Annotated in this window: 23 protein-coding genes; 18 read left to right on the plus strand and 5 right to left on the minus strand. The window is 63.5% G+C overall.

Annotation, left to right across the window (positions count from 1 at the left end; genetic code table 11):
• The 10 genes from AC3EDY_RS09620 (at window position 1) to AC3EDY_RS09665 (ending at window position 8,525) form a co-directional block, all read left to right on the plus strand.
• A complete protein-coding gene (locus AC3EDY_RS09620) occupies window positions 1–336 on the plus strand; it encodes a TrbC/VirB2 family type IV secretion system protein (RefSeq protein ID WP_459121653.1) in 336 nt (111 codons plus the stop codon).
• Window positions 333–593 carry a VirB3 family type IV secretion system protein gene (locus tag AC3EDY_RS09625; protein WP_033964516.1) on the plus strand — a complete coding sequence of 87 codons (261 nt, stop codon included), beginning with the start codon at window positions 333–335 and terminating at the stop codon, window positions 591–593. The genes AC3EDY_RS09620 and AC3EDY_RS09625 overlap by 4 nt, the downstream gene beginning before the upstream one ends.
• Complete coding sequence (trbE, locus tag AC3EDY_RS09630) at window positions 587–3,025, plus strand: conjugal transfer protein TrbE (RefSeq protein ID WP_488572271.1); 2,439 nt, start codon at window positions 587–589, stop codon at window positions 3,023–3,025. Before AC3EDY_RS09625 ends, trbE begins: the two co-directional genes overlap by 7 nt.
• 6 nt (window positions 3,026–3,031) lie before the next feature.
• The gene (gene trbJ, locus AC3EDY_RS09635) at window positions 3,032–3,778 is read left to right on the plus strand and encodes a P-type conjugative transfer protein TrbJ (RefSeq protein ID WP_488572272.1); all 747 of its coding nucleotides are present in this window, start codon (window positions 3,032–3,034) and stop codon (window positions 3,776–3,778) included.
• Window positions 3,779–3,886: 108 nt separating this feature from the next.
• On the plus strand, window positions 3,887–5,191 hold the full coding sequence (gene trbL / locus AC3EDY_RS09640; protein ID WP_488572273.1) for a P-type conjugative transfer protein TrbL: 1,305 nt from the start codon (window positions 3,887–3,889) through the stop codon (window positions 5,189–5,191).
• Window positions 5,192–5,210: 19 nt separating this feature from the next.
• Window positions 5,211–6,011, plus strand: coding sequence for a conjugal transfer protein TrbF (gene trbF, locus AC3EDY_RS09645; protein WP_488572274.1), 801 nt, complete (start codon window positions 5,211–5,213; stop codon window positions 6,009–6,011).
• The gene (gene trbG / locus AC3EDY_RS09650) at window positions 6,008–6,850 is read left to right on the plus strand and encodes a P-type conjugative transfer protein TrbG (protein WP_488572275.1); all 843 of its coding nucleotides are present in this window, start codon (window positions 6,008–6,010) and stop codon (window positions 6,848–6,850) included. Before trbF ends, trbG begins: the two co-directional genes overlap by 4 nt.
• Window positions 6,847–8,067: a TraB/TrbI/VirB10 family type IV secretion system protein gene (locus tag AC3EDY_RS09655; protein ID WP_488572276.1), complete on the plus strand. Its 1,221-nt coding sequence runs from the start codon at window positions 6,847–6,849 to the stop codon at window positions 8,065–8,067. Before trbG ends, AC3EDY_RS09655 begins: the two co-directional genes overlap by 4 nt.
• Window positions 8,068–8,076: 9 nt before the next feature.
• On the plus strand, window positions 8,077–8,292 hold the full coding sequence (locus AC3EDY_RS09660; RefSeq protein WP_093017067.1) for a DUF2274 domain-containing protein: 216 nt from the start codon (window positions 8,077–8,079) through the stop codon (window positions 8,290–8,292).
• A complete protein-coding gene (locus tag AC3EDY_RS09665) occupies window positions 8,289–8,525 on the plus strand; it encodes a helix-turn-helix domain-containing protein (RefSeq protein ID WP_488572277.1) in 237 nt (78 codons plus the stop codon). The genes AC3EDY_RS09660 and AC3EDY_RS09665 overlap by 4 nt, the downstream gene beginning before the upstream one ends.
• Here the strand turns inward: AC3EDY_RS09665 and AC3EDY_RS09670 are convergent.
• Window positions 8,522–9,136, minus strand: coding sequence for a type IV toxin-antitoxin system AbiEi family antitoxin domain-containing protein (locus AC3EDY_RS09670; protein WP_488572278.1), 615 nt, complete (start codon window positions 9,134–9,136; stop codon window positions 8,522–8,524). The two genes, AC3EDY_RS09665 and AC3EDY_RS09670, sit on opposite strands and share 4 nt — an antisense overlap.
• A gap of 183 nt (window positions 9,137–9,319) precedes the next feature.
• Here AC3EDY_RS09670 and AC3EDY_RS09675 point away from each other — a divergent pair, with 183 nt between their 5' ends.
• Both AC3EDY_RS09675 and AC3EDY_RS09680 read left to right on the plus strand, forming a co-directional pair.
• Window positions 9,320–9,550, plus strand: coding sequence for a type II toxin-antitoxin system Y4mF family antitoxin (locus AC3EDY_RS09675; protein WP_371262321.1), 231 nt, complete (start codon window positions 9,320–9,322; stop codon window positions 9,548–9,550).
• Window positions 9,547–10,800, plus strand: a complete 1,254-nt coding sequence (locus AC3EDY_RS09680) for a HipA domain-containing protein (RefSeq protein WP_488572279.1) — start codon at window positions 9,547–9,549, stop codon at window positions 10,798–10,800. The genes AC3EDY_RS09675 and AC3EDY_RS09680 overlap by 4 nt, the downstream gene beginning before the upstream one ends.
• Before the next feature lie 468 nt (window positions 10,801–11,268).
• Here AC3EDY_RS09680 and AC3EDY_RS09685 read toward each other — a convergent pair whose 3' ends face one another.
• The 4 genes from AC3EDY_RS09685 to AC3EDY_RS09700 form a co-directional block, all read right to left on the minus strand.
• On the minus strand, window positions 11,269–11,469 hold the full coding sequence (locus AC3EDY_RS09685) for a hypothetical protein (protein WP_488572280.1): 201 nt from the start codon (window positions 11,467–11,469) through the stop codon (window positions 11,269–11,271).
• A 12-nt stretch (window positions 11,470–11,481) separates the two neighbouring features.
• Entirely contained in the window at window positions 11,482–13,752 is a 2,271-nt protein-coding gene (locus tag AC3EDY_RS09690; protein ID WP_488572281.1) for a hypothetical protein, read from the minus strand.
• Between the two features lie 408 nt (window positions 13,753–14,160).
• Window positions 14,161–14,463, minus strand: a complete 303-nt coding sequence (locus AC3EDY_RS09695) for a hypothetical protein (RefSeq protein WP_488572282.1) — start codon at window positions 14,461–14,463, stop codon at window positions 14,161–14,163.
• Window positions 14,464–14,511: 48 nt separating this feature from the next.
• Window positions 14,512–15,771: a S8 family peptidase gene (locus AC3EDY_RS09700; protein ID WP_488572283.1), complete on the minus strand. Its 1,260-nt coding sequence runs from the start codon at window positions 15,769–15,771 to the stop codon at window positions 14,512–14,514.
• Window positions 15,772–15,938: 167 nt separating this feature from the next.
• Between AC3EDY_RS09700 and AC3EDY_RS09705 the strand changes: the two genes are divergently transcribed.
• From AC3EDY_RS09705 to AC3EDY_RS09730, 6 genes are all read left to right on the plus strand, one after another.
• A complete protein-coding gene (locus tag AC3EDY_RS09705) occupies window positions 15,939–18,230 on the plus strand; it encodes a S8 family serine peptidase (protein ID WP_488572284.1) in 2,292 nt (763 codons plus the stop codon).
• Entirely contained in the window at window positions 18,227–19,315 is a 1,089-nt protein-coding gene (locus AC3EDY_RS09710; protein ID WP_488572285.1) for a ComEC/Rec2 family competence protein, read from the plus strand. The genes AC3EDY_RS09705 and AC3EDY_RS09710 overlap by 4 nt, the downstream gene beginning before the upstream one ends.
• A 592-nt stretch (window positions 19,316–19,907) precedes the next feature.
• The gene (locus tag AC3EDY_RS09715; protein ID WP_488572286.1) at window positions 19,908–21,059 is read left to right on the plus strand and encodes a tyrosine-type recombinase/integrase; all 1,152 of its coding nucleotides are present in this window, start codon (window positions 19,908–19,910) and stop codon (window positions 21,057–21,059) included.
• Window positions 21,053–21,955: an EamA family transporter gene (locus AC3EDY_RS09720; protein WP_488572287.1), complete on the plus strand. Its 903-nt coding sequence runs from the start codon at window positions 21,053–21,055 to the stop codon at window positions 21,953–21,955. Before AC3EDY_RS09715 ends, AC3EDY_RS09720 begins: the two co-directional genes overlap by 7 nt.
• Window positions 21,956–22,103: 148 nt before the next feature.
• The gene (locus AC3EDY_RS09725) at window positions 22,104–22,445 is read left to right on the plus strand and encodes an autoinducer binding domain-containing protein (protein ID WP_488572288.1); all 342 of its coding nucleotides are present in this window, start codon (window positions 22,104–22,106) and stop codon (window positions 22,443–22,445) included.
• Complete coding sequence (locus tag AC3EDY_RS09730; RefSeq protein ID WP_488572289.1) at window positions 22,442–23,863, plus strand: AAA family ATPase; 1,422 nt, start codon at window positions 22,442–22,444, stop codon at window positions 23,861–23,863. The genes AC3EDY_RS09725 and AC3EDY_RS09730 overlap by 4 nt, the downstream gene beginning before the upstream one ends.
• Window positions 23,864–23,905: the final 42 nt, after the last annotated feature.

Genomic DNA, 23,905 nt, shown 5'->3' on the forward strand with positions numbered 1-23,905 from the left:
ATGACCATTTTTCGCATTCCCAACCGCGACCGCTTCTTCGCCACCGGGCTGATGCTCGGCCTGTCGATCACCATGACCAGCCGCGCCTATGCCAGCGGCGCAGGCATGCCTTGGGAGCAGCCACTCCAGCAGGTACTGGAATCGGTCCAGGGACCGGTCGCCAAGATCGTCGCGGTGTTGATCATCATTTCCACCGGGCTGGCGCTCGCGTTCGGCGAGACCGCCGGCGGGTTCCGCAAGCTCATCCAGATCATCTTCGGCCTGTCGATCGCGTTCGCCGCCTCGAGCTTCTTCCTGTCCTTCTTCAGCTTCGGCGGTGGGGCGCTCGTCGCGTGAGCCACATCGAGGGATTCGAGGCGCCGATCCACGCCAGCCTGGGGCAAGCCATCCTCCTGGGCGGTGCGCCCCGCGGCATCGCAATCGTCAACGGCACGATCGCGGCGGCGGTCGGCCTGGGCTTGCAGCAATGGCTGGTCGGGATCGCGATCTGGGCGATCGGCCACAGCATCGCGGTGTTCGCCGCCCGGCGCGACCCGGACTTCGTGCCCGTGCTGCTCCGCCATCTCCGCCAGAAAGGATATCTGGCATGCTGAATCTTGCCGAATATCGCTCGCGCGCCGATCGACTCGCCGACCATCTGCCATGGGCCGCACTGGTCGCACCCGGCGTCGTCCTCAACAAGGATGGCAGCTTCCAGCGCAGCTTCGCCTTTCGCGGTCCCGATCTCGAAAGCGCGACCGAGGCGGAACTGGTGTCTGCCTGCGCGCGGGCGAACAATGTCCTCAAGCGTCTCGGCTCGGGCTGGGCTTTGTTCTTCGAGGCCGAGCGGCGCGAAGCGCTCGGCTATCCCGATGGCGCCTTTCCCGACGCCGCGTCCTGGCTCGTCGAGCAGGAGCGGCGTGCCGGGTTCGAAGCCGAGGGCCAGCATTTCGAAAGTCGTTTCCATGGCACGCTGGTCTGGCTGCCGCCCGCCGACAGCAGCGATGCGGCGGGACGGACACTGGTCGAGCGACCGGATGATGCCAAGGGCCGGGACTGGCACGCCAGCCTCGCCGGCTTCATCGCCGAGACCGACCGCGTGCTCGACCTCCTGTCGGGCTTCATGCCCGAAGTACGGGCGCTGGGTGACGCGGAAACGCTTACCTATCTCCACGATACCATTTCCAGCCGCCGTCACCCGGTCGCCGTGCCGGAAACACCGATCTATCTCGATGCCCTGCTCGCCGATACGCCGCTGGTGGGCGGGCTGGAGCCCATGCTTGGGCAGACCCATCTGCGCACGCTGACGGTGCTGGGATTCCCGAACCTCAGCCGGCCCGGCATCCTCGACGCGCTCAATCACCAGGATTTCGGATACCGCTGGGTCACGCGCTTCATCGCGCTCGACAAGACCGATGCGACCAAGACGCTGACGAAGATCAGGCGGCAATGGTTCAACAAGCGCAAGTCGATCACCGCGCTGCTGCGCGAGGTGATGTACAACCAGCCGGTCCAGCTCCTCGACACCGACGCCGACAACAAGGTGGTCGACGCCGATCTCGCACTGCAGGCGCTCGGCGGCGATCATGTCGCGTTCGGCTACCTGACCACGACGATCACGGTATCGGACGCCGACCGCAACCGTGCCGAGGACAAGGTCCGCGCGGTCGAGCGGATCGTCAATGGCCTCGGGTTCACAGCCAAGCGCGAAGGCGTCAACGCGGTCGAAGCGTGGCTGTCGTCGCTGCCCGGCCACGCCTACGCGAATGTGCGCCAGCCGCTGGTCCATACCCTCAACCTCGCCCATCTCATGCCGCTGTCGTCGGTCTGGGCAGGCCCAACGGAAAACCGGCATCTCGGCGGGCCTCCGCTGCTCTACGCCCAGACCAGCGGATCGACGCCGTTCCGACTTGCGACCCATGTCGGCGATGTCGGCCACATGCTCGTCGTCGGCCCGACGGGCGCGGGCAAGTCGGTGCTGCTGGCGCTCATCGCCTTGCAGTTCCGGCGCTATGCCGGCTCCCAGATCTATATCTTCGACAAGGGCTATTCGGCGCGCGCGGCGGTGCTGGCGATGGACGGCGCCCATCATGCCCTAGGCCTCGGCGCGGACAGTGGCGAAACCCTGGCATTCCAGCCGCTCCGCCGGATCGATGACTCCAGCGAGCGGAGTTGGGCAGCGGAATGGATCGCGGCGCTGCTGGCGCACGAGAAAGTCATCGTCACCCCCGAGGTGAAGGATGCCGTCTGGTCGGCGCTGGGCAGTCTCGCATCGGCGCCCCCGGAGGAGCGCACGCTGACCGGGCTTGCCATGCTGCTCCAATCGAATGCGCTGCGCACCGCGCTCAACGCCTATACGCTCGACGGTCCCTATGGCCGGCTCCTCGACGCGGCGGAACAGCATCTCGCGCTTGCCGACGTCCAGTGTTTCGAGACCGAGTCGCTGATGGGACAGGCCGGCGTCGTCGCCCCGGTGCTGACCTATCTCTTTCACCGCCTCGAGGAGCGCTTCGACGGACGGCCGACATTGCTGGTGCTCGACGAGGCATGGATCTTCCTCGATCACCCGCTGTTCGCAGCCCGCATCCGCGAATGGCTGAAGACCCTGCGCAAGAAGAACGTCGCGGTGCTGTTCGCGACGCAAAGTCTTGCGGACGTCGCCGACAGCAGCATCGCGCCCGCCATCATCGAAAGCTGCCCGCAGCGCATATTGCTGCCCAACGACCGCGCGATCGAACCGCAGTCGCGTGCTGCCTATGAGCGGTTCGGCCTCAATGAGCGGCAGATCGAACTGGTCAGCCGCGCCACGCCGAAGCGGCATTATTACCTGCAATCCGCACGCGGCAACCGCCTGTTCGAGCTGGGCCTTGGCCCGATTGCCCTCGCCCTGTGCGGCGCCTCCGATCCCGCGACCCAAGCCCGCATCGACGTTCTGCTGGCCGAGCACGGCCCCGAGGAATTCGCGGCCCACTTTCTTGAAGAAAGCGGTCTCGACTGGGCCGCCGGCCTCCTCGCCGATTTTCCCGTCCCCCAAGCCAAGGAGTAAAGTGTGATGCCTATTCCCGTCCGCAAATATCTGATCGCGACCGCGCTCGGGGCCGGTGCCGTCGGTTCACTCGCAGTCGCGCTGATCGTGCCGAGTGCGCCCGCCCACGCGCAGTTCACCGTGTTCGATCCGAGCAACTACAGCCAGAATCTTCTCACCGCCGCGCGAACCCTCCAGCAGGTCAACAACCAGATCCGCTCGCTTCAGAATCAGGCCCAGAGCCTGATGAACCAGGCGAAGAATCTCACGACAATCGGCTTTCCCGAGATCCAGGCGATCACAAGCACGCTCCAGCAGATCGACCAGTTGATGGGCCAGGCGCAGGGCATCCAGTTCCGTGTCGACGGTCTCGACCAGCAATTCCGCCAGCTCTTTCCCCAGAACTTCAACCAGGCGATGACCATGAACAGCCAGGTTGTTGCGGCGCGGACGCGGCTCGACACCGAGATGGCGGCCTACAAACAGACGATGGGCGTGCAGGCGCAGGTCGTCGAGAATGTCCAGGCTGACGCACAGACCCTCAATGGCATCGTTTCGCGAAGCCAGGGCGCCGAGGGCGCGCTGCAAGCGCAACAGGCGACCAACCAGTTGCTCGCGCTGACCGCCAAGCAGCAGTTCCAGCTCCAGAACCTGATGGCGGCCCAATACCGCGCCGAAGCCACGGAGGCGGCGCGCCGTGCCCAGGCCGAGGCCGAAGGACGCGCCGCCACGACGAAGTTCCTCGGTACCGGCACCGCCTACACGCCCCAGTAGTCGGACGCCGGCCAGGCGGCGGCGGTTTCGCCTCCCGCCGCCGTCGCCGCGGGGGGCGTGATGCTCCCCTTGCGCTCCCCGCGGCACCCCTCTTGATGGAAAAGTCATGTGAACGACCTCAGCGTCATCGACCGGTTCATGCAGGCCTTCATCCGCTACATCGACAGCGGGTTTGGGCTGCTGGGCGGCGACGTCCACTTCCTGACGGTCACGCTGATCGGCATCGACATCACGCTTGCCGGCCTGTTCTGGGCGATGGGCGGCGAAGACAATGTCATCGGCCGCTTCATCAAGAAGATCCTCTACATCGGCGCGTTCGCGTTCATCCTGAACAGCTTCTCGACCCTTGCCGACATCATCTTCAAATCGTTCGCGCAGGCCGGGCTCACCGCCGGGGGCGGAACCCTGTCGGCTGACGATCTGCTCAAGCCCGGCCGCGTCGCCTCGACCGGCTTCTCGGCCGCCTGGCCGCTGCTCCAGCAGGCGTCGAGCATGATGGGGTTCGTCAGCTTCTTCGAGAATTTCCTGACGATCGCGGTGCTGCTGTTCGCCTGGGTGATCGTCATCCTCGCCTTCTTCATCCTCTCCGTGCAGATGTTCGTCACCATCATCGAGTTCAAATTGACCTCGCTGGCCGGCTTCATCCTCGTGCCCTTCGCGCTCTGGAATCGCACCAGCTTCCTGGCCGAACGCGTGCTCGGCAACGTCGTCTCGTCGGGCATCAAGGTGATGGTGCTCGGCGTGATCGTTGGCATCGGCTCCAATTTCTTCGCCGAGTTCACGACCTCGATGCAGGGGCAGGAACCCGATCTCGGCGCCGCGATGAGCCTGACGCTCGGCGCGCTCTCTCTATTCGGCCTCGGCATCTTCGGCCCCGGCATCGCCTCGGGCCTCGTGGCTGGCGCACCGCAATTGGGCGCAGGTGCAACGGTCGGTACGACCATCGGCGCGGCCGGCGTCGTCGCACTTGGCGGCGGTGCCGCGATGGGCGCGGCCCGTGCGGTCGGTGGCGCTGCGCTCGGTGCGATCCGGGCCGGCACGACCATGGGTTCGGCGGCTTCAGCCTCCTACCAGCTAGGCCAGACCGCCGCCGGATCGTCGAGTGTCGGCACCGGTATCGGCGGCATGGCGCAGGCGGCGGCGGGCGCCGCCCGCCAGAAAGCATCGACGGCGCTGGGATTGGGCGAGGCGGCTGAACGCGGCCGTGACGCCGCCTGGTCCGCGCTCAACGGCGGCGCCAATTCGAATGGATCATCTTCGGGCGGTGCTGCTGACGGCGCTCCGTCCTGGGCACGCTCGCTGCGCCGTCAGCAGGACGCCCGTCACCACCGCCATGTCGCCATGCAGACGCTGAAGGAAGGCGATCGCGGCGGCGCCTCCGCCACCCCCGACATCAAGGAAAGGGAAGATTGAGCCATGATCTTCAAGCCCCATGTTCTTTAAGCGCGCCGTCCAGCGCTACGCGCAGACGCCCGAGCCCGAGACGCCCTATCAACGCGCTGGCCAGGCCTGGGATGACCGCATCGGGTCGGCGCGTGTCCAGGCCCGCAACTGGCGCCTGATGGCGTTCGGCACGCTGTCGCTGTCGACCGCCATGTCGGGCGCGCTCATCTGGCAATCGCTGCAGAGCCGTGTCACGCCCTATGTCGTCGAGGTCGATCGCCTGGGCGAGGCCCGGGCGGTGACCGAAGCCGAAGCGGGCTATCACCCCACCGACCCCCAGATCGCCTGGCATCTGGCGAAGTTCATAGAGAATGTCCGCGGGGTCTCGCTCGATCCTGTGCTGATGCGCCGCGACTGGCTGTCCGCCTATGACTTTACCACCACGCGGGGAAGCCAGTTCCTCGGCGACTATGCCCGTGCTGCTGACCCCTTCGCCAAAATCGGCGAGCGCACCGTGTCGGTCCAGGTGACCAGCGTCGTCCGGGCATCGGACCGCTCATTCCAGGTCAAATGGACCGAGACGGCCTATGAGCGTGGGAGTGAGGCTGGCTCCTCCCACTGGACCGGCATCCTGACGATCCTGACGAAGCCACCGGCATCCGCCGACACACTCGGCAAGAACCCGCTCGGCATCTACATCGACGCGATCGACTGGAGCCGCGAACTCGAGCCCGCGGCGTCGACTGCTCCCGCGCGCACCACTCAGCCGCCCAGCGACGTGCCGCTCGGCTCGCCGCTCGACCCGAACCTTGCCGCTCAACCGACCGTCAATACGGAGACCCAGCCATGACTAGAACTCTCGCAGCCGCCGCGCTGCTGGCGCCTTGCCTGATCCTTGCTGCCCAACCCGCGGAGGCGACCACACACAAAACCACGCCGGTCGCAGCTGCCAACCGCGCGGCGACGATCGAGCCCGTCGCGCAGGGCTTCATCAACGCCGCGCAGGTCTATCCGTTCGCCGACGGCGCCATCTATCATGTCATCACCGCGCCCGAGCGGGTGACCGACATCGCGCTGCAACCGGGTGAGACGCTGGTCGCCGTGGCAAGCGGAGACACGGTGCGCTGGGTGATCGGCGATACTACAAGCGGGTCGGGCGCGGAAAAGCGAGCCCATGTGCTGGTCAAGCCGTTCAGCGCTGGCCTGTCGACCAATCTCGTCATCACCACCGACCGGCGCAGCTATCATATCGCGCTGACCAGCGTGATGAAGACGGCGATGGCCGCACTCTCCTGGACCTATCCCCAGGATGCGCTGATCGCATTGAAGCGCGCCGCCGCAGCGACCGAGGCGGCGGCTCCGGTGGCGGCCGGGATCGAGGTCGAGCAGCTTCATTTCAACTATGCCGTCTCCGGTGATCGACCGGCCTGGCGACCATTTCGTGCTTTCGACGACGGGCGTCAGACCTTCATCGAGTTCCCGGCAACGCTCGCCGTCGGCGAGGCGCCGCCAATCTTCCTGGTGGATGCGAAAGGCGAGGCCCAACTCGTCAACTATCGCGTGAAGGGCCGCTTCTACGTCGTCGATCGCATCTTCGATGTTGCCGAACTTCGCCTCGGCACAAAGCACCAGCAGATTGTCCGCATCAGCCGGGTGGCGGAAGGCGCGCCCAAGCGGAGGGGATCATGACCGCCGAGGCGGCAGCCCCACCGGCATCCGAGACCCCCGCCGCACCGGGCAAGGTGGACCCGGAAACGCTCGCCCTTCGCGCCCAGCCGGCGCGGGCGATCCGCTTCAAGCGGGGCGCCGTCGTTGTGATCGCGGCGCTCGGCTCCGTCAGCCTGATCGCAACGGCCTGGGTTGCGCTGCGGCCGTCCGCATTGAATCTCGCTGGACAAGCCGACGACCAGTCGGTCGCGGCGAAAGCGCCGGCCGATACACTGAACGGTCTGCCGGGCAGCTATGGCGACGTGCCGAAGCTCGGACCGCCACTGCCAGGCGATCTTGGTCGACCGATCCTCGATCATCAGCGTGCGATGGGCCTCGATCCGGCGAACGGCGGAACCGGGCACGCGGACCAGGCCGCCGCCACCGAACGCGATCGACAGGCCGCGGAGCTGAAGGCGGCGCGCGAGTCGGGATTGCTGGTGCAATCCGGCATTCGCACCGACCCGACCCGCAGCGCGGATGCGACATCATCATCTCCCCCGGCTGCAGCGAGCAATGCGTCGCGCATCGCCATCGATCCTGATCGTGATCCCAATGCCCAGCAACGGAAGGCCGACTTCGTCGCAGCGCGCGACACCGGCGGCGACGTCAACGAGCATCGGTTGAGCCCGCCGGCGTCGCCAAACATGTTGTCCGCCGGCACTGTCATCGCGGCGAGCCTGATCACCGGACTCAGGTCCGACCTCCCCGGTCTCGTCACCGCCCAGGTTACCGAGCGGGTGTTCGACAGCGCGACGGGCAGCATCCTTCTCATTCCGCAGGGTGCGCGGCTGATCGGCAGCTACGATAGTGTAGTCGCCTTCGGGCAGAAGCGCGCGCTGGTCGTGTGGCAGCGGATCATCTTCCCGGACGGCAGTTCAATCCGGCTCGACAACGTGCCGGCTACGGACCCGTCAGGCTATGCCGGGCTCGCCGACAAGGTCGATTTTCATACCTGGACGCTGCTCAAGGGCGTCGCGATCTCGACCTTGCTCGGCGTGGGCGCGAACGTCACCTTCTCCGGCGAGAGCGATCTCGTCCAGGCGATCCGGGAATCGACGCAGCAGAACGTGTCGCGCGCCGGCGACCAGATCACATCCCGCAATCTGCAGATCCAACCGACCATCACCATCCGGCCCGGCGCTCCCGTCCGGCTCATCGTACATCGAGATCTCATTCTCGCGCCGTGGCGTGGTTAGGAGGAACACATGCCGGAACTCAAGCTTCCCAAGCTGCCGGATAGGACGCCGATCAAACTGCCGATCACCGTCACACCCGACTTGCACCAGATGCTGCAGGACTATGCCGCGCTCTACGCCGCAGCCTATGGGCGTGAAGAACCGATCGCTGAACTCATCCCCGCGATGCTGACGGCTTTTCTCGAAAGCGATCGCGGGTTCGCGCGTTCGCGGATTAGATCATGACCCGCGGGCTGAGCGACAGCGAGCGTCGGAAGCAAGCGCTCGAGGCGATAGCCGAGCAGGATACACTGCCGATGGAACCGCTCACCGTGCGGATCAAGACGGCGGTCAAGTTGACGGGTATCGGCCGTTCGACCCTCTATGAGCTTATCCAATCCGGCGAGATCGAAACCGTCAAGATCGGGCGATCCACGTTCATCCCCTACCGATGCATCAAGCGATTGGTAGAGCGCTAGCAGGTGAGAGCTTCGAGATAAGGCCGCATGATACGCCATGCGCCGCCGGCGATGGCCGCTTGCGCGATCACGCCCGGGGTCGCTCTGCGCTGGGCAAGGGCCGCGCGCAGCCCCTCCACCGCAATGGAGCGTTCGACCAGCCTGGAGTTTCGAAACAGATCGGCGAGCGTTTTCGGAACCGAGTAGACCGGGACGCTGACGCCCGAAATCATGTGATGCTCGACGCCTTGATGGAGATATTTCTCGCTGAGCCGGATAATCCGCGTGGGAGGATAGAAAGCGACGGGCGACCAGTCTCCACGGCCGATCGCAACCCACACTCTGCGCGGCATCTGGTCGGTGAGTTCGTGGAATGCGAGCGCCGAAACCATGGCGATCACGCCCTTGGGGATTTTCTTCGCGGTCTCCGCGAGTGTGTGCGCGGCATCAATCCGTGCGTCCGGGTGCTGGTAGAGTCCACGCGCTACACGCTCGATCTCGCCGGCCTTCACCGCGCGCGCAATCGTTTCCGAGGCTATCCCGGCGTTGCGAAGCTCCCGAGCACGCAGAAGAACACTGCGTTGGAGTAGGCTGGTCAGGCAATCACGCTGGCTTGCGGAGTTAGTGGTCATGTGATTAATCCTCGGATTAGAATAAATTAAGTCATAGGTTTTGTCACACGACTTTTTCCGGGCTGATTTCGTAGAGTCGCTAGGAAATTCCCGATCGGGAATAATTCAGCCCTTCGAAGATCCGGTCATCAAATAATTTCCCGATCGGGAATAATCGCCTTGTTTAGGCGGGTCGGATGATTTATGTTCCCGCTCGGGAATATGGATAGCAACGCACTTGGCAGGATCGTTCGGGAAGAACGCAAGGCGCAAGGGTTGCGGCAGCAAGAGCTCGCCGCAGCTTGCGGTGTCGGAGTGCGCTTCATCGTCGATCTGGAGGCAGGCAAGCCGACGCTGCAATTGGGCAAGGCATTGCAGGTTCTTGCGACCCTCGGCTGCGATGTTTCCATTGCAACGCCGGCACGCATCAAATGAGCAAGCAGCTTTCCATATGGTGGGGCGGTAAGGTCGCCGGATTCCTGCACCTCAACGACTATGGCGACATGGGGTTCAGCTACGCACCCGAATGGCTCGAAGACGCCGACGCGCCAGCGCTGTCTTTCTCGTTGCCAAAGCAGGTGGAGCCGTTTGGCAGACGGGTATGTCATTCCTTCTTCGGCGGTATCCTGCCGGAAGAGGGGCAGCGTAGCGCGATTGCCAGGGCATTAGGCGTTTCGGCCGGAAATGAATTCCAGTTGCTGGAGCATCTCGGCGGCGAAGTCGCCGGCGCACTGATGCTGTTGCCGGAAGGTCAGCTTCCACCAGCACCTGCGAGCGGAGCGCCTGACATTCTTGATGATGGGCATTTGCTGCAATTGCTGCAGCATCTGCCGATGAGGCCTATGCTCGCCGGTGAAGGCGGTCTGCGCCTATCTCTGGCGGGCGCGCAGTCCAAGCTGCCCGTCCTGCTGATCGACGATCATATCGCGCTCCCGGCACCGGGGCAGCCCACCAGCCATATTCTCAAGCCACCGATCGCGCGGTTCGAGCAGACGACCGAGAACGAATACTACTGCATGACCTTGGCCCGAGAGATCGGGCTGGACGTGGCATCGGTCACCATGCGGAGGGTTCAGGATCAATCCTTCCTGCTGATCGAGCGTTACGACCGAACTCGGGACGCCGACGGCCGATTGGTTCGCCTTCATCAGGAAGATTTTGCCCAGGCGTTGGGCGTCCCGTCACAGCGCAAATATGCCAGCGAAGGCGGTCCCACGTTCAAGGACAGCTTCGCTCTGCTACGCCAGGCCGCCACCCGCCCCGCGCGCGACATATTGAAGCTGGCGGATGCGGCCATCTTCAATCTGATCATCGGCAATGCCGACGCGCACGCCAAGAATTTCAGCCTGCTGCACATCGATGGGGCAATCCGGCTTGCGCCGCTCTATGACCTACTTTCCACGGTCGCCTATCGCGATCTATCGCCCAAGCTGGCGATGAAAATTGCGAAGAAGGCAACGCTGGAAGAGATCGAGTCACGCCACTGGGATCAGTTCGCGGAGGACGTCAATATTGGTGCCCCTTATCTTCGGCGTCGCATACGGCAGTTGTGCGAAGCGACCTTGGCGCAATTGGATGCGCCCGACAGCAGCCTGAAACAGAGGCTGCCAGGCAGTGAGAACTTTGCCAGGTTTGCCGATCTGATTGCTGATCGGGCCAGGCGCTTGCTCATCAAGGCGGGATGACTCGGCCAGCCTCCGGGGTTGGGTCGAGTTGTCTGGGGCGTTCGGATTTTAGGTTATTGCGCTGCGCGGAAATTAGGTTTTCGTGCCGATCAACGCCTGGAGCGAATCACGCCGCTAACGGACTCGATTTCGCGCTTGAACATGCGCCGAGGGACTTGAACCTCCGAAGCAAAAAGTCCCAGGGTATCGATTATGGTATCGATCGATGGCGTCCATAGTAAGATACTGAATTATAGAGATAAATATAGCGTTTTCGAGTCCTCTTCTGCAAAATCCGTGGATGTTCCTTAGTAATTGAGGATGTTGCGCGCCCAACCGCCCTCACTGCGCTGGCGTACGCCGGTGCCTGTGTCGAAGCTTTTCCGCCATTGCTCTGAAGCGAAACCGGAAGCCCAGGTCAACGCCAACCAGCGCAAAGCTGTCTGACGGTATCACGTCTCACGTGGGACAACCGGTCTAAAGCAGCCGCTATCGATCCTGCCGATCGCTCCGAAGCAAATGGGCGAGCGCGCCGACGCCGAGCCCGGCGATCGCTCCGAACAGAGTCGCGCTCATCAGCGCAGTCACAAGCGGTGGCGGGATGCGCCGCCCATCTTCCGGCGGCGGGATGCGACGGCCGTCATCGGGCGGCGGCGGTGCGGCTTCGACAGGCGGCGCAGGTTCAGGCATGTCCAGATCCTCCTATTTGTTCTGCGGCGCGGCCGCGCCCGCCTGAACGGCAATCGACAGGTCCTTGGTCGTCTTGGCATCGACATCAGTTATCGACACGCTCAACCCATGCACGACGACGAGACCGCCCGGCGTCGAATTACGGACAGTCAGCGACACCATGCCTTTCGTTGTGACCGCAATCTCCTGGGTCGCGGCGCCCCCGACGACCAGTTCCCCGCCCGTTACCGTGAGCTTGACCGGCAATCCCTGGGGCGGCTCGACATAAACCCCGAACGTCACCGTGCCGTCAGCCGCCTGCTTGACGCTCTGCGTGGGCGTGGCCAGCGCGAAGCTCGGCGGGTCGGCGGCCGACGCTTTGCTGTAACCGGCCGAAAGGGCGCGCATGTAGACCCCTGGCACGACGGAGGCCGGCGCAGGCACGGTTGTCGGACAATCCGAGACGTCTTGCGGCGCAACGGCGACGCAGATGTCCCAGCCCGCCGGCTCCTTGAGTTTGGTCACCACCGCCGCCGGCAAACTGTCGAACTGCATGCTCGCCAGCGGCGGAAAGTCCATCACGATTTGCGACACGGGTCCCGTCGTCTTTAGCGCGATCGTGCGTGGCTCGAAGGCACCGGCCTTAGCATCCGTATCGGGCGTGAGCAACGCCGTCACCTTCTCAAGGTCGAGATCACCCGCATATGGTACCGCCACCGTAAAGGCCTTCCTCGTCACCTGAACCTGCGGTGCTGCGCGCGCGTTAAACGTCACGTCCTTGACCACCGACAACGGCTTGAGGTCGAAGCTAAACGAGGTGTCGGACGCAAGCGTCCGGGCATTGGTGACCTTGCTGACAAGGTACAGCGCATTGGCGAGGACCGCATTGCGGGAGTAACTCGGCTTGAAGCACTCGGCGAGATTGAGGATGGCGCGCCGCCCGTCATAAAGACCGATGTCGTCGGCGAAATTGAACAGCAAACGCCCGATCTTCGGGTCACAGAACAATTGTGCCGGCCCGTCGACCTTCGTTCCGCCCTGTGCTTCGGTGAGGGTCTCGGTGGGACGCGCGACACTGTCGGTGCGGATATCGGTCTCAACAAGCCCGAGCCGGGCCACTACAGGCGCCACCTTCTCGTAGAATGCTTGGCTGTTGTCGGTAACCGGCACACCGGTTTCCGAATTCCGCGCCTCATAGTCCATATAGAAACGATAGGAGCGCGGATCCTCGTCACGATAGGGCGGTTTGAGATAGGCGACGATTGTTACGAAATGGTCCCGGTCCTCGAGCGCGAACCCTGTCTTGTCGCGCGCGGCGCCGAACTTGACCTGCAGGCTGCGGCCGCTCGCGCCACCGACATGCAGAGTCGATTCATAGCGGCGCGTCAGGAAGCTGGTGAGCTGGTCGTTGAGCTTGTCGAAGCTCGCCCCGGCCTTGGCGTTGCTTACCGCCGCCTGCAGGCTCAGTCGCAGATCGAGGACTTGCTGGAGCGCCGAGGCGTCCATTGTGCCCTGATAGGACTCGGTCGACAGGATCGGCAGGACGATCACCGGCTTCGACCCGTTCGGCTGGTCCTCGAACAGCGTGAAGTGCGCGTAGAGATCCCAGGGCAAGTCGCGCCGATAGGGCTTCACGCTCACTCGCAGGCGCACGATGTATGGCTTGGTGTCCCGGAAGGCCGGAATACCCGCCACCGCGTCATTGATGAGTGCGATCTCCTGATAGAGCGCGTTCGCGGCCGAATAGCGGAAAAAGGGCTCGGTCGAGGGATTGCGCGTCGCGCCGATGAGATCGGGAAGCGAGGTTGCCGAGCGGCCGCCGCCTGCGCCGGCCGATGCCGCCGGCAGGTCGGGCGAAGCATTGCTCGATTCCCGCTTGGTCGTGATCGTGCGACTCGTATCGTCCTTGCTGACCACCGTCGTGCCGCTCGCGTCGTTGCTGGCAATCGAGCGCGTCGTCTCGTCCGAACTTGAGATCTGCGGGCCGAACTGGACGCCTGCTTGCGCGCCGATGCCCATCGCGTTCAAGAAGCGATTGTCAGCGAAACTCTGAACTTGGTCGACCTGGGCGAGCGCGCCGTCGGGCGTGTTCCCGAATTTGGGCGAAAGACTGTCGATCAACTCGGGCCAAGACTTGGAATAGACGGCTACCGCATTCAGCTCAACGCCCTCCTGCATGGTCTTGGGCGGTGGTAACTTCTCGACCTTGAGCGGCTTGAACGCTCCGCAAGAGGCGAGTGCGCAGGCAATCACCCCTGTTCCCATGGCTTTCCCGATCGCCAGCCAAGCATCCTCGCGCATCATCAGCTGTTCCCCCCAAGCCGGATCAGGCGGCCCAGGCCTTATCGGGCGCTCTAAGAAACGATGAACTCTCAGCCGGTGAAAGACTATTGGGCGCGCGCCTGATGTCAAGAATTGGATGATGGCGACTCTAATAAAACATCGCGCCAATTTGGATACTATTGAGCGCAGATTGCATCAAAGACCTTTGATGGATGCAAAATTGCCGGTCGCGCCTTGCCCCTCTGCGGGGGAGACAAAGACCGGGCAAAGCAAAAAGGCGTGGCGGCTGCCTGGCCGCGCGGGCACCGCGGCTCTCGATCCTTCGGATAACGATCCGCTGCCAGCAGGGCCGCACGCGAATGCCGCACGATATCGCGGTCGATCAGGCGCGGGGAGTTGGTTGGCTGCCGGCTTTCGTCAGCGACGGCGTCAGGCGCGTAGCGCCGGTGCGCGCCGGCTCACGCGTCGGGCCAGCGAGAGACGCGGCTTAGCGCGCTTGGAAAAAGTGTGAAGCACATGATCGGGCTCGATCAGGAACCGGTCGTCGAGCGCGTCCATCATCGCCTGAACTTCCTCAGGCGCGACCGCGACCCGCATGCTGTAGCCGAGCGATCCAATGAGGCGCGCGGTGTCGAGACCGCAGAGTAATGTCCTGCCGTCAAGCACCTTCACATTGTGCTTATACCGCTCAGCGAAGTCGCTTCGCATCGTCAGGATAAACTGCTTCATCATGCGCGACCTACCATAGCCTCCGGATCATCGCCAGAAAAAGTAAACATTTCATTCGAGGGAGGGCAGGCCATAATTGCCCTCGACATCGAAACCACTGTCGCGGCAAAGGGTTGCCAGCTTTTCCTCAGCATATCGCGCTCGACTTTCGTCTCGTGGCAGCGTGAGATAGTGCTCGTCCTGCGCGAGCGCAACGGCCAGCAGCCCACTCACGATCGGCGCCGCGAACGACGTCCCCGTCACATCGAAAGCCAATTTTCCATCGCGTGACGTGATGATGCCGACCCCTGGTGCGACCAGATTGACGCCATCGCCCCAAGCGCTCTCCTCATAGTAGAAGATCTCCAGTTCGTCGAGCGCGCCGAGCTGATCCTCGTTCGCACCATCGGAGAGATAACGCGCCACGCTTCCGTCCGCACCCCATCCCGTCGCCCCGAAGGCACCGACGCCGACACATTCCTCCATATTGGCGGGAAATGCCGCTTCATTGCGCGGCTCATTGCCGGCCGCCACGATCACGATCGTGCCATTCTCCCGCGCGCTGCGGATCGTTTGGGCGAGCCCCGATGCCTCGAGCGGCGGCTCGAACGATCCAAGGCTCAGATTCAGGATGTCGACGCCGACCAGCTCGGCCAAGTCGCGAACCGCCCGGTTCACCAGCCGCGGATCGAGCTCGTCGTCCGGTGATCCGTCATCGGCGGGGAAGCGGAACGCCGCATCGTCGAGCGTGGCCTGCGAAAAGCTCGCATTCGAGAAATAGAGCTCCGCACCGGGCGCGATCGCAGCAGCCGCAGCGGGCGCGCCGCGATCACCGATGATCCGGCACACGATCTCGCCATGGCGCCAGAAGCCCCGCTTGGCAAACACCATCGGCGGCGGCTCGGACACCTCGCGACGAACGATATGGTCGATGCCCGCCATCGGCGCGAATCCGCCGTCGATCACGCCGATCTTGATGCCGCTGCCCCGCTCGGGATCGTCCACATGATCACCGAGCAACCGATGCCACCAACTCGGCTCGTCGGCATCGTCCAGCGCCTTGCTGAGGATATCGGCGCCGTCCCAGCATTCTTCCGACCGGGTGCTCCAATAGCCCGGCTTTTCCGGTACGATGATTGCCACCATCGGCTGGGCATCGCGGGCAATCGCATAGCCAAGCCGACCGGGCGCTAGCTGTTCGAGCCGCAGCGCCTCCTGCTCGCCTTGCCTGGTCTCAAAGATCAGATGGCCGGTCGAGGGTACGTCTTCCCCGCGCGGACCCTTGATATGAAGAACAGAGGCCGTGCGCACGCGTCTCATCAATTCGGCCAAGCCCCCCGAAGCCAATACCGTCTGGTATGCTGATCCAAGTCCCGCGTGCAAGTAAGTTTCGCGTACGCAACCAAGAATTGTTTCCGAAATGAAAGAATAGGAACGACTTCGATGGTTCAAGTGGCGACGATCTGCTATTGTCGATTCTCAGCCCCGGGGGAGGCACAATGCGCTATCTCATCAAGGCGATCACCGCGCACGAGGACGAGCGCGCGCAGGCCGAGCCCTTTCTGAACTCGCCGCAAATGGCCGAGCCCGAGCGCTTCGACGGCTATGTCCAGGGCGTCGGTGACGAAGACCTCGTCAAGCAAATGGCCGAGAAGGGCCTGACTGTCAGCGTGACACCCTTGCCGGACGCGGCGGCAGACGGCGGGCCGGGCGGCTTCAAGACCTTCTCGGTTCGCACTGGCGCCGAGTTCGCGCCTATGGCCTTGCCAGATGTGCAGCGCCCCGACGGGCAGCGCGAATATTTCCTGCTGAAGATCGCAGGCGGCCTCAGCAATGGGCGCAAGCGCGCTCTGGTCGCCAGCGGTATCGAGATCGTCGAGCGCGACCATGCCGATTGGTATGTCGCCCGACTCCCTAGCCGCGAAGCCGTGCTCGGCTTCGACTTCATCTCCGATGTCCGCCTTTTCGATGCAGCCGAAACCCTCGCGCCGGTCGGCTACAGCATGCCCGACCTTGGCCGGGTCGACCAGGACTCGCAGACGATCGGCGCCCAGCTCTATGAAGCGACCCTGCATAGCGATGCCGATCCCACAACCGTCGCCACCGATCTCGAGAAGCTTGGCGCCACCATTGTCGACCGATCCAATCAGGTCCTGCGCCTCCTCCCCAACAATGTGGCGCTCGTCGATATCGCCGATGTGCCGCAGATCGCCCAGCTGCAGGCTGTGCGCATGCCGACGCTCTTCCATGAAATGGCCCGGCCGCTACTCGGGGTCGATCGCGACAGCAACAGCCTAACACGCGTGACCACGCTCGACGGCACCGGCGAGATCATCGGCGTCGCCGACACCGGTCTCGACAGCAATCATCCCGATTTTGCCGGCCGCATCGTCGGCCTCGTGCCCCTCGGTCGGCCCGGCGTCACCTCCGATCCCAATGGCCATGGTACTCATGTCGCTGGCTCGATCCTGGGTAGCGGCAACCGGTCGAACGGCAAGCTCGCCGGCATCGCGCCAGGCGCCCGGCTCTATTTTCAGTCGCTGCTCGATGTAAACGGCCGGCTCGGTGGGCTGCCCGCCGATCTGAAGCGCCTGTTCCAACCGGCCTATGACGCAGGCGTGCGCATCCATAACAATAGCTGGGGCGCGTTTCTCCATGCCCGTTACGGCGCCACCTCGCTTCAGGTCGACGCGTTCGTCTACGCCAATCCCGACTTTCTCCCAGTCGTCGCCGCGGGCAATGACGGAAGCTGCCTCCCGGGCAGAATGGAGAAGCGCCAGGGCTTCATCGACTATCCGTCCATGGCTTCACCCGCATCCGCCAAGAATTGCCTGACCGTCGGCGCCAGCCGCAGTTCGCGCACCACTGGCGGCTTCGCGCAGCTCTCTTGGTCTCAGGCCTGGAAAACGACCTTTCCGCTAGATCCGATCGGTAGCGAAACGATCTCGAGCGAGAGCGAAGGCCTCGCGGCTTTCAGCGCGCGCGGCCCCGTCGACGACCAACGCGTCAAGCCCGATCTCATCGCACCCGGCACGGACATCGCCTCTACCCGTTCGTCCGATGCCCCGCTACGCAACTTCTGGGGCGCCTATCCCGGCACAAATGACTATGCCTTCATGGGCGGCACGAGCATGGCGGCGCCGCTTGCCGCCGGCTGCGCGGCCCTGATCCGCCAATATTATCGCGAGCAGCGCGGCCACAATCCCAGCGCGGCCCTTCTCAAGGCGACGCTCATCAACGGCACCGTGCCGCTTACCCATTGGGATGCAATGGCGGATCCCGAAGGCTATCCGAATTACCATCAGGGCTTCGGGCGCATTGACATGCGGCGCACCCTTCCCAACGACACCGCGCCGGACTTGCGACTGGTCTTCGTCGATAGCCCCGCCACGACCGGCTGGGTATTCACCGATCTCGGCCAGCGCTTCCGCTGGCAGCTCACGCTCGATGCGCCGGGCCCACTTTCGATCTGCCTCGCCTGGACCGATCCACCGGCGCGCGGCCTCCAGAACACCCTGATGGCCGTGCTCGACGATGGCGCGCTCGGCAACAAATGGCTGTCGAACAGCAAGGTCGCCTCGCTGCTCAAGATCGACACGCCACTCGCCTGGGCGGACCTTCCTATCCATTTCGACCGCGACGCCAACAACAATGTCCATATAATCCGCGTCGAGGACGCGCCAGCCGGAATTTACACCCTGACCCTGATCGCAGACCTCCTCACCACCGACCGGCAAACCTATGCGTTCGCGGCGACCGGCGCGATCGTGAGCATCGTGGAGAACCCGTGAAACTGCATGCCATCAATGCCTTCCACGGCGACTGCCTGCTGCTCGAAAGCAGCGAAGGCCGCTTCATTCTCATCGATGGCGGTCCGCCGCATACCTATGACGACTATGCAGCCGATTATCTCGAAGCCGTCGTGGGGCCGACTGGCACCTATGAGTTGGTCGTCGTCAGCCATGTCGATGCGGACCATATCATCGGCGTGCTCGACCTCTTCGCCGAGCTCGAGCGCCGCACCGTAAACCACGATCCCGTCTTCCAGGTCGGCGATCTATGGCACAATGCCTTCACCGACACGATCGACACCGCCGACCAGGAAATCTCCCAGGGCATCCAGTCGATCCTCGACTTTGCCGGTGCCGCCAACATGGCGATGACCCTGGGCCAGATCGATTTCCTCGGGATTAGCGAGGGCTATAAACTCGAGCGCAGCGCCAAGCGGTCGGGCGTGCCGATCAATGCCGCGTTCGGCGGCGCGATTATCTCGCCCGACAGCCTGCCTGATCCTGTCCACAAGATCGGAACGCTCAGCCTGCGCGTCGTCGGTCCGACCAAGTCCAATCTCGACGCGCTGCGCCAGCAATGGCTGGACTGGGTTCGCGACAATCTCCCCAAGGTCGCCGCCGGGCAGCCCAATGCCCTGGCCAATGTCGACAAGAGCATTCCCAATCTTAGCAGCATCGTCCTGCTCGCCGAAGAGGGCGGCAAGCGTTTTCTCCTCACCGGCGATGCGCGCGGCGATCATATCCTGCAAGGGCTCGGCGCCGCTGGCCTCCTTGATGCGCAAGGGGGTATCGACATCGATCTCCTCAAGGTTCAGCACCACGGCAGCGACCGCAACACCGACAGCGATTTCTTCCGGAAGGTCCGGGCCGCGACCTATGTCATCTCGGCCAATGGCAAATATGGGAACCCCGACCACGAGACGCTCGAATGGATCGTCGACGCCGCCCATGCCCGAGGCCAAAACATCCATATTGTCGTGACCAACGATGCCCCCAGCCTGGCGCAGATCGCTGCGTCGCGCCCGTCCGCCCAATTCGGCTACACGCTGACGGTCGGCGACCAGGAAGCAACCATCATCGGTTAGACACCTGAAAGGCCGCACGGCTCTTCAGCCATAGGCCGTGAAGAAGCGCGTCCGATCGCCTTGGCGAGATGCTCCGGCTTTAGTCCCTTTTCTTATCATCATCGGGAGCAGAGATTCGTAAACGCATCTCCAAAAATATGACCCGGGCTATGAGGCTATCGATCAAACAACAGCATTATTTGATTTATAAAGGTGTTCATATCGCTCAGAACGAGCATCCAATAATATGGGTCGATCAAAGAGGGGCTCAATGTAAGCGGGCGACGAATCAGCAATGTAAGCTGACGATCTGGAGCCTTCAGGACTCGAACCATTCCGATAAAAAGTTCCAGGGTATCGATGAGGGTATCGCCTCATGATGTCTCTCAAGAAATGGCGGTTTTCCGCGCCGGAATAGGCCACTTTCGAGTCCTCTTCTGGGCACCATTTGTTCTTCTCAGAAGAACCCAGCAAGTGTATTAAATCCGCAGAAATCCAAGGGAATTGGCCCTTGGATCGTGCCGGATTGTCCCACCTTTTCTCGGGGGTTCCGCACATTTTTGCGGGCCTTTTACGGGCCTTTGCGAAAACCACATTGGGAAAAGGCCCACACATGCCTCTGACCGAAACCCGGCTTCGCGCACTCAAGCCAAAGGACAAGCCGTACAAGGTCGCCGATGACCGCGGATTGTACATCGAGGTGTCCCCATCGGGCGGAAAACTCTGGCGATTCCGCTATCGAATCGGCGCGGTTGAAAAGAAGCTATCGATCGGCTCCTATCCCGAAATCAATATCAAGGACGCACGCCAAGCGGCCTATGAGGCGCGGGTCAAAGTCGCGGCGGGCGGTGACCCAGCGATGGACAAGCGCAAGAAGAAAATCCGTTCGGAATTCCTTTCCGCCCAGACATTCGAGGCGGTGGCACGCGAGTACATTGATGAGATGATGGTCCAGAACGGTCGGGCGGATGCGACCATCATCAAGGCCAACTTCTTCCTCGACCAGCTGACGGATGCCATCGGCAGCCGCCCGATCGATGAGATTGAGCCGTTCGAGGTGCTGGCTCCCCTCAAGCGCCTCGAAGCGAAGGGCAAGCACGAGACCGCCAAAAAGACCCGATCCTTTGCGAGCCGCGTGTTTCGCTATGGGGTTGCCACGACGCGCTGCAAAGGCGACCCGACGACGATGCTCCGCGGGGCGCTGATCACGCCCAAGGCAAAGCACTATGCAGCGATCCTTGAGCCGAAGGATCTTGGTGGGCTGCTCCGTGCGATCCAGGACTACACTGGCAACTTCATCACCCGGTACGCGTTGCTCATCGCACCCCATGTCTTTGTACGCCCTGGCGAGCTGCGGCATGCCGATTGGAAGGAGATCGACCTCGAAGAAGGCGTCTGGCGCATCCCAGAGGGAAAGATGAAGGCGCGCCGCCCTCATGCCGTGCCGTTGTCCAAACAGGTAGTCGGGTATCTCAAAGAACTTGCCGAGATGGTCGGCACTGAAGGGTACGTGTTTCCGTCAGCCCGCGCCTCCGTCCGCCCGATGAGCGAAAACACCTTGAACGCCGCTTTCCGACGGATGGGCTTCACGAAGGACGAAGTGACCGCCCATGGTCTTCGGGCTACGGCCTCCACTATGCTCAACGAGAGCGGCCTCTGGAATCCAGACGCAATTGAACGCGGCTTGGCCCACGGTGACAGCAATGCTGTTCGCGGCGTTTATCACCGCGGCAAACACTGGGATGGGGAACCAACTTCGTGGTGATCCACGAGGGCCTTGCGGAATTTTCCCCGCTGACCCTCGGGGCGCTGCGCATCTTCTTTGCCTCGGTGCCCTTGCTGCCCTTCCTGCCCTGGCCCGACGTCCGGCCGCTCACGCTCGTCTCATACGGCCTGCTTAGCGGCGCCCTTCAGTTCGGGCTGATGCTCTATGCAATGAACGGGCATGTCTCGCCCGGCCTGGCCTCGACCTTGCTCCAGATGCAGGCCCTCTTCACCGCGGTCATCGCTGCCCTGGCAGGGAGCGAGCGCCTCGACCGGCGTGATGTCCTGGGCCTCGTCATTTCAGGGTTGGGCATTGCTGTAATCGGCGGCCACGTCGCGGACGGCGACGCCAGCATCCTCGGCATTGCCTGCGTTCTTGGGGCTGCGCTCGCCTGGGCCTGTGCGAACATCATCGTGCGCCGAGCCCGGCCAGCGCGAGCCATCTCGCTCGTCGCCTGGAGCAATCTCTTCGCGATTCCGCCACTGGTTGCCGCGACCCTTCTGGTCGACGGCCCGGGTCGGGTACTTGGCAGCATTGTCCATGCCAGCTTTGGTGGCTGGATGGTTGTCTTGTGGCAGTCCCTTGCCAACGCCCTCTTCGGCTACGCCGTGTGGAACTGGCTACTGGCCCGGCATCCGGCGTCGCGGATCGTACCGCTGGCGCTCCTCGTGCCAGCCTTCGGACTCGGAGCCTCCGCCTGGTATCTCTCCGAGCCGCTCCAGGCCTGGAAGATCATGGCCGCATTGGCCATTGTCGGGGGCCTGTTCCTCGGCATAACCCGCCCGCGCGCGACCATTCAGGCGTCGCCGCTCGCCCGGCAGCGTCGCGAGGGGAGATGCCATCCTGATCTGGCCGGCTTCATCCTGTCGCGCAGGCCATTTGACCCGCCGGGATAGGCCTGCTGGGCCATCGCCTGCAGTGCATGGATTAAGAGCGGGCGCAATATTGGCGCCGAATGTCGGCGGCGTTGCGGATCGCGCGCAGTTGCGCCCTTGGGAACGGGTCTGGGTGCCGGGCTGACCCGGCGGGAGGGGAAAGCCGAGCATGCCTGCCGACCGATGGCGGTCGCGGCTGGCGCCAAGCGTAGCCGTGGCGGATGCCTTCATTCGCTCCGCCCGAGCGGCAGCGTCGCCCAGCGACCTTGCCCTGCTGATGGAGGCGGTCACCGCCGACCTCGGCTTCAGACACTATGCGCTTATCCATCATGCCGACCTGCGCGGCTCGCCCCCGGGCCGGGTCGATGTCCGCCACTATCCCGAGGCAATTGCCGCTCGGATCATCGACGAGGGACGGTATCGCCGCGATCCTATCATCCGTGCCTGTGCCTTCGCCGACGGCGCCTTTCTGGTCAGAGCTCGACCGGATCATCGACCTCGATCGCCATGACCACCGCTGCCTCAGCAGAGCCCCTTGGCCCGGCGGTGCGCATCGAAGGCCGCCTAGTCGGCGCCTTCGCCAACGAGCCGATGAACAACCTCGTCACCATCGCCAATGCCTTCAAACTCGATGGCCTGTGGATGCTCGGGGATACGAAGCAGCTGCCTTCGATCGACTGGGGCAAGGCGTTCGGGCTCGTTCAGAGCCACGATCCCGCCGTGGCGCGGCTCGACACGAGCCAGCGCCAGAAGACCGAGCACATGCAGCAGGTGGCGGGACTGAGCCGCGCCGGCAGCTTTAGGGAAGCCTTCGAGGTCCTCGGGGAACGGGTGCAGGCACATGGCAACGACTACCTCGAGAAAGCCGCCGACCGCTGGCTGAGCCTGTCGGCGGAGGACCGCGAACGCACCGCGATCTACGCTTCGGGCAGGGCGGCACGCTCCGAGCTCAATGCGCTCGTGCAGGATGGCCTGAAGCGTGAGGGGACGATCAGCGGCGAGGGTCTGCGGCTCACGACATTGCAGCAGGTCAACGCGACGAGGGAGGAGATGCGCCATGCGCGGATCTACAGCACGGGGTTGATGCTAGAGGTTGCCCGGCGGGACAACGAAGCTGGCCTTCTCGTCGGGCGCTACGACGTCCTCGGGTCGGACAGCAAGGGCCGGGTCGTCCTGCGCGACGATCGCGGCCGGGAAATCCGATTCGATCTGCAGAAGATCGATCCTGCCGACAAGCGCGATGTGCTCAAACTCTCCGAGAAAATGGACATGACCCTCTACGCAGGCGATCGCATCCGCTGGACCGATAACGACAAGCAGCGCGGCCTGCTGAACTCCGAAGGCGCCCGGGTCCTGTCGATTGGCGAGCATGGCGTGAAGGTCGAGACGGCAAAGGGAGAGGTCATCGAGCTCGCCCATGGCGACAGGATGCTCGAGCGGCTCGGGCTCGCTTACGCGATCAACATGCACCAGGCCCAGGGCATGACGACCGACAAGGGCATCGGTGCCATGCACTCCTCCGAGCAGAACCTGTCGAACCAGCGCCTGAGCTACGTGATGCTGACCCGCGTGCGCGAGGACGTCGAGATCTTCACCAACGATCGCGACAAGCTGCTCCAGACAATATCACACAACACCGGCGACAAGCTCAGCGCGCTCGAGACGACGGGTGAGAAGCCGTTAAGGGATATCAGCCGGATCGATCCTGCACGGGCGGGCAGCTTCAGCCCCATCATCCCGTCAGACCTTGAGACCAGCACGCCGGGGCGGGTCCTTTATCCAACCCATGGCCTTGACCTTGCCGGCGCAGGCAAGAGCGCGGATGCGGGCGGACAGGGCAGGAATACCCAGTCCGCCCGCAAGGAAGCGGCCGAGAAACCCGGGATCGAGATCGACCTGCCCGAGCGCAGTCTCGAGCGTAACCGCTGAGGAGTATCAAGCATGCCCAAGCCCTCCGATAGCCACGGGCTC

This window comes from Novosphingobium sp. DS6-6 (assembly GCF_057784975.1).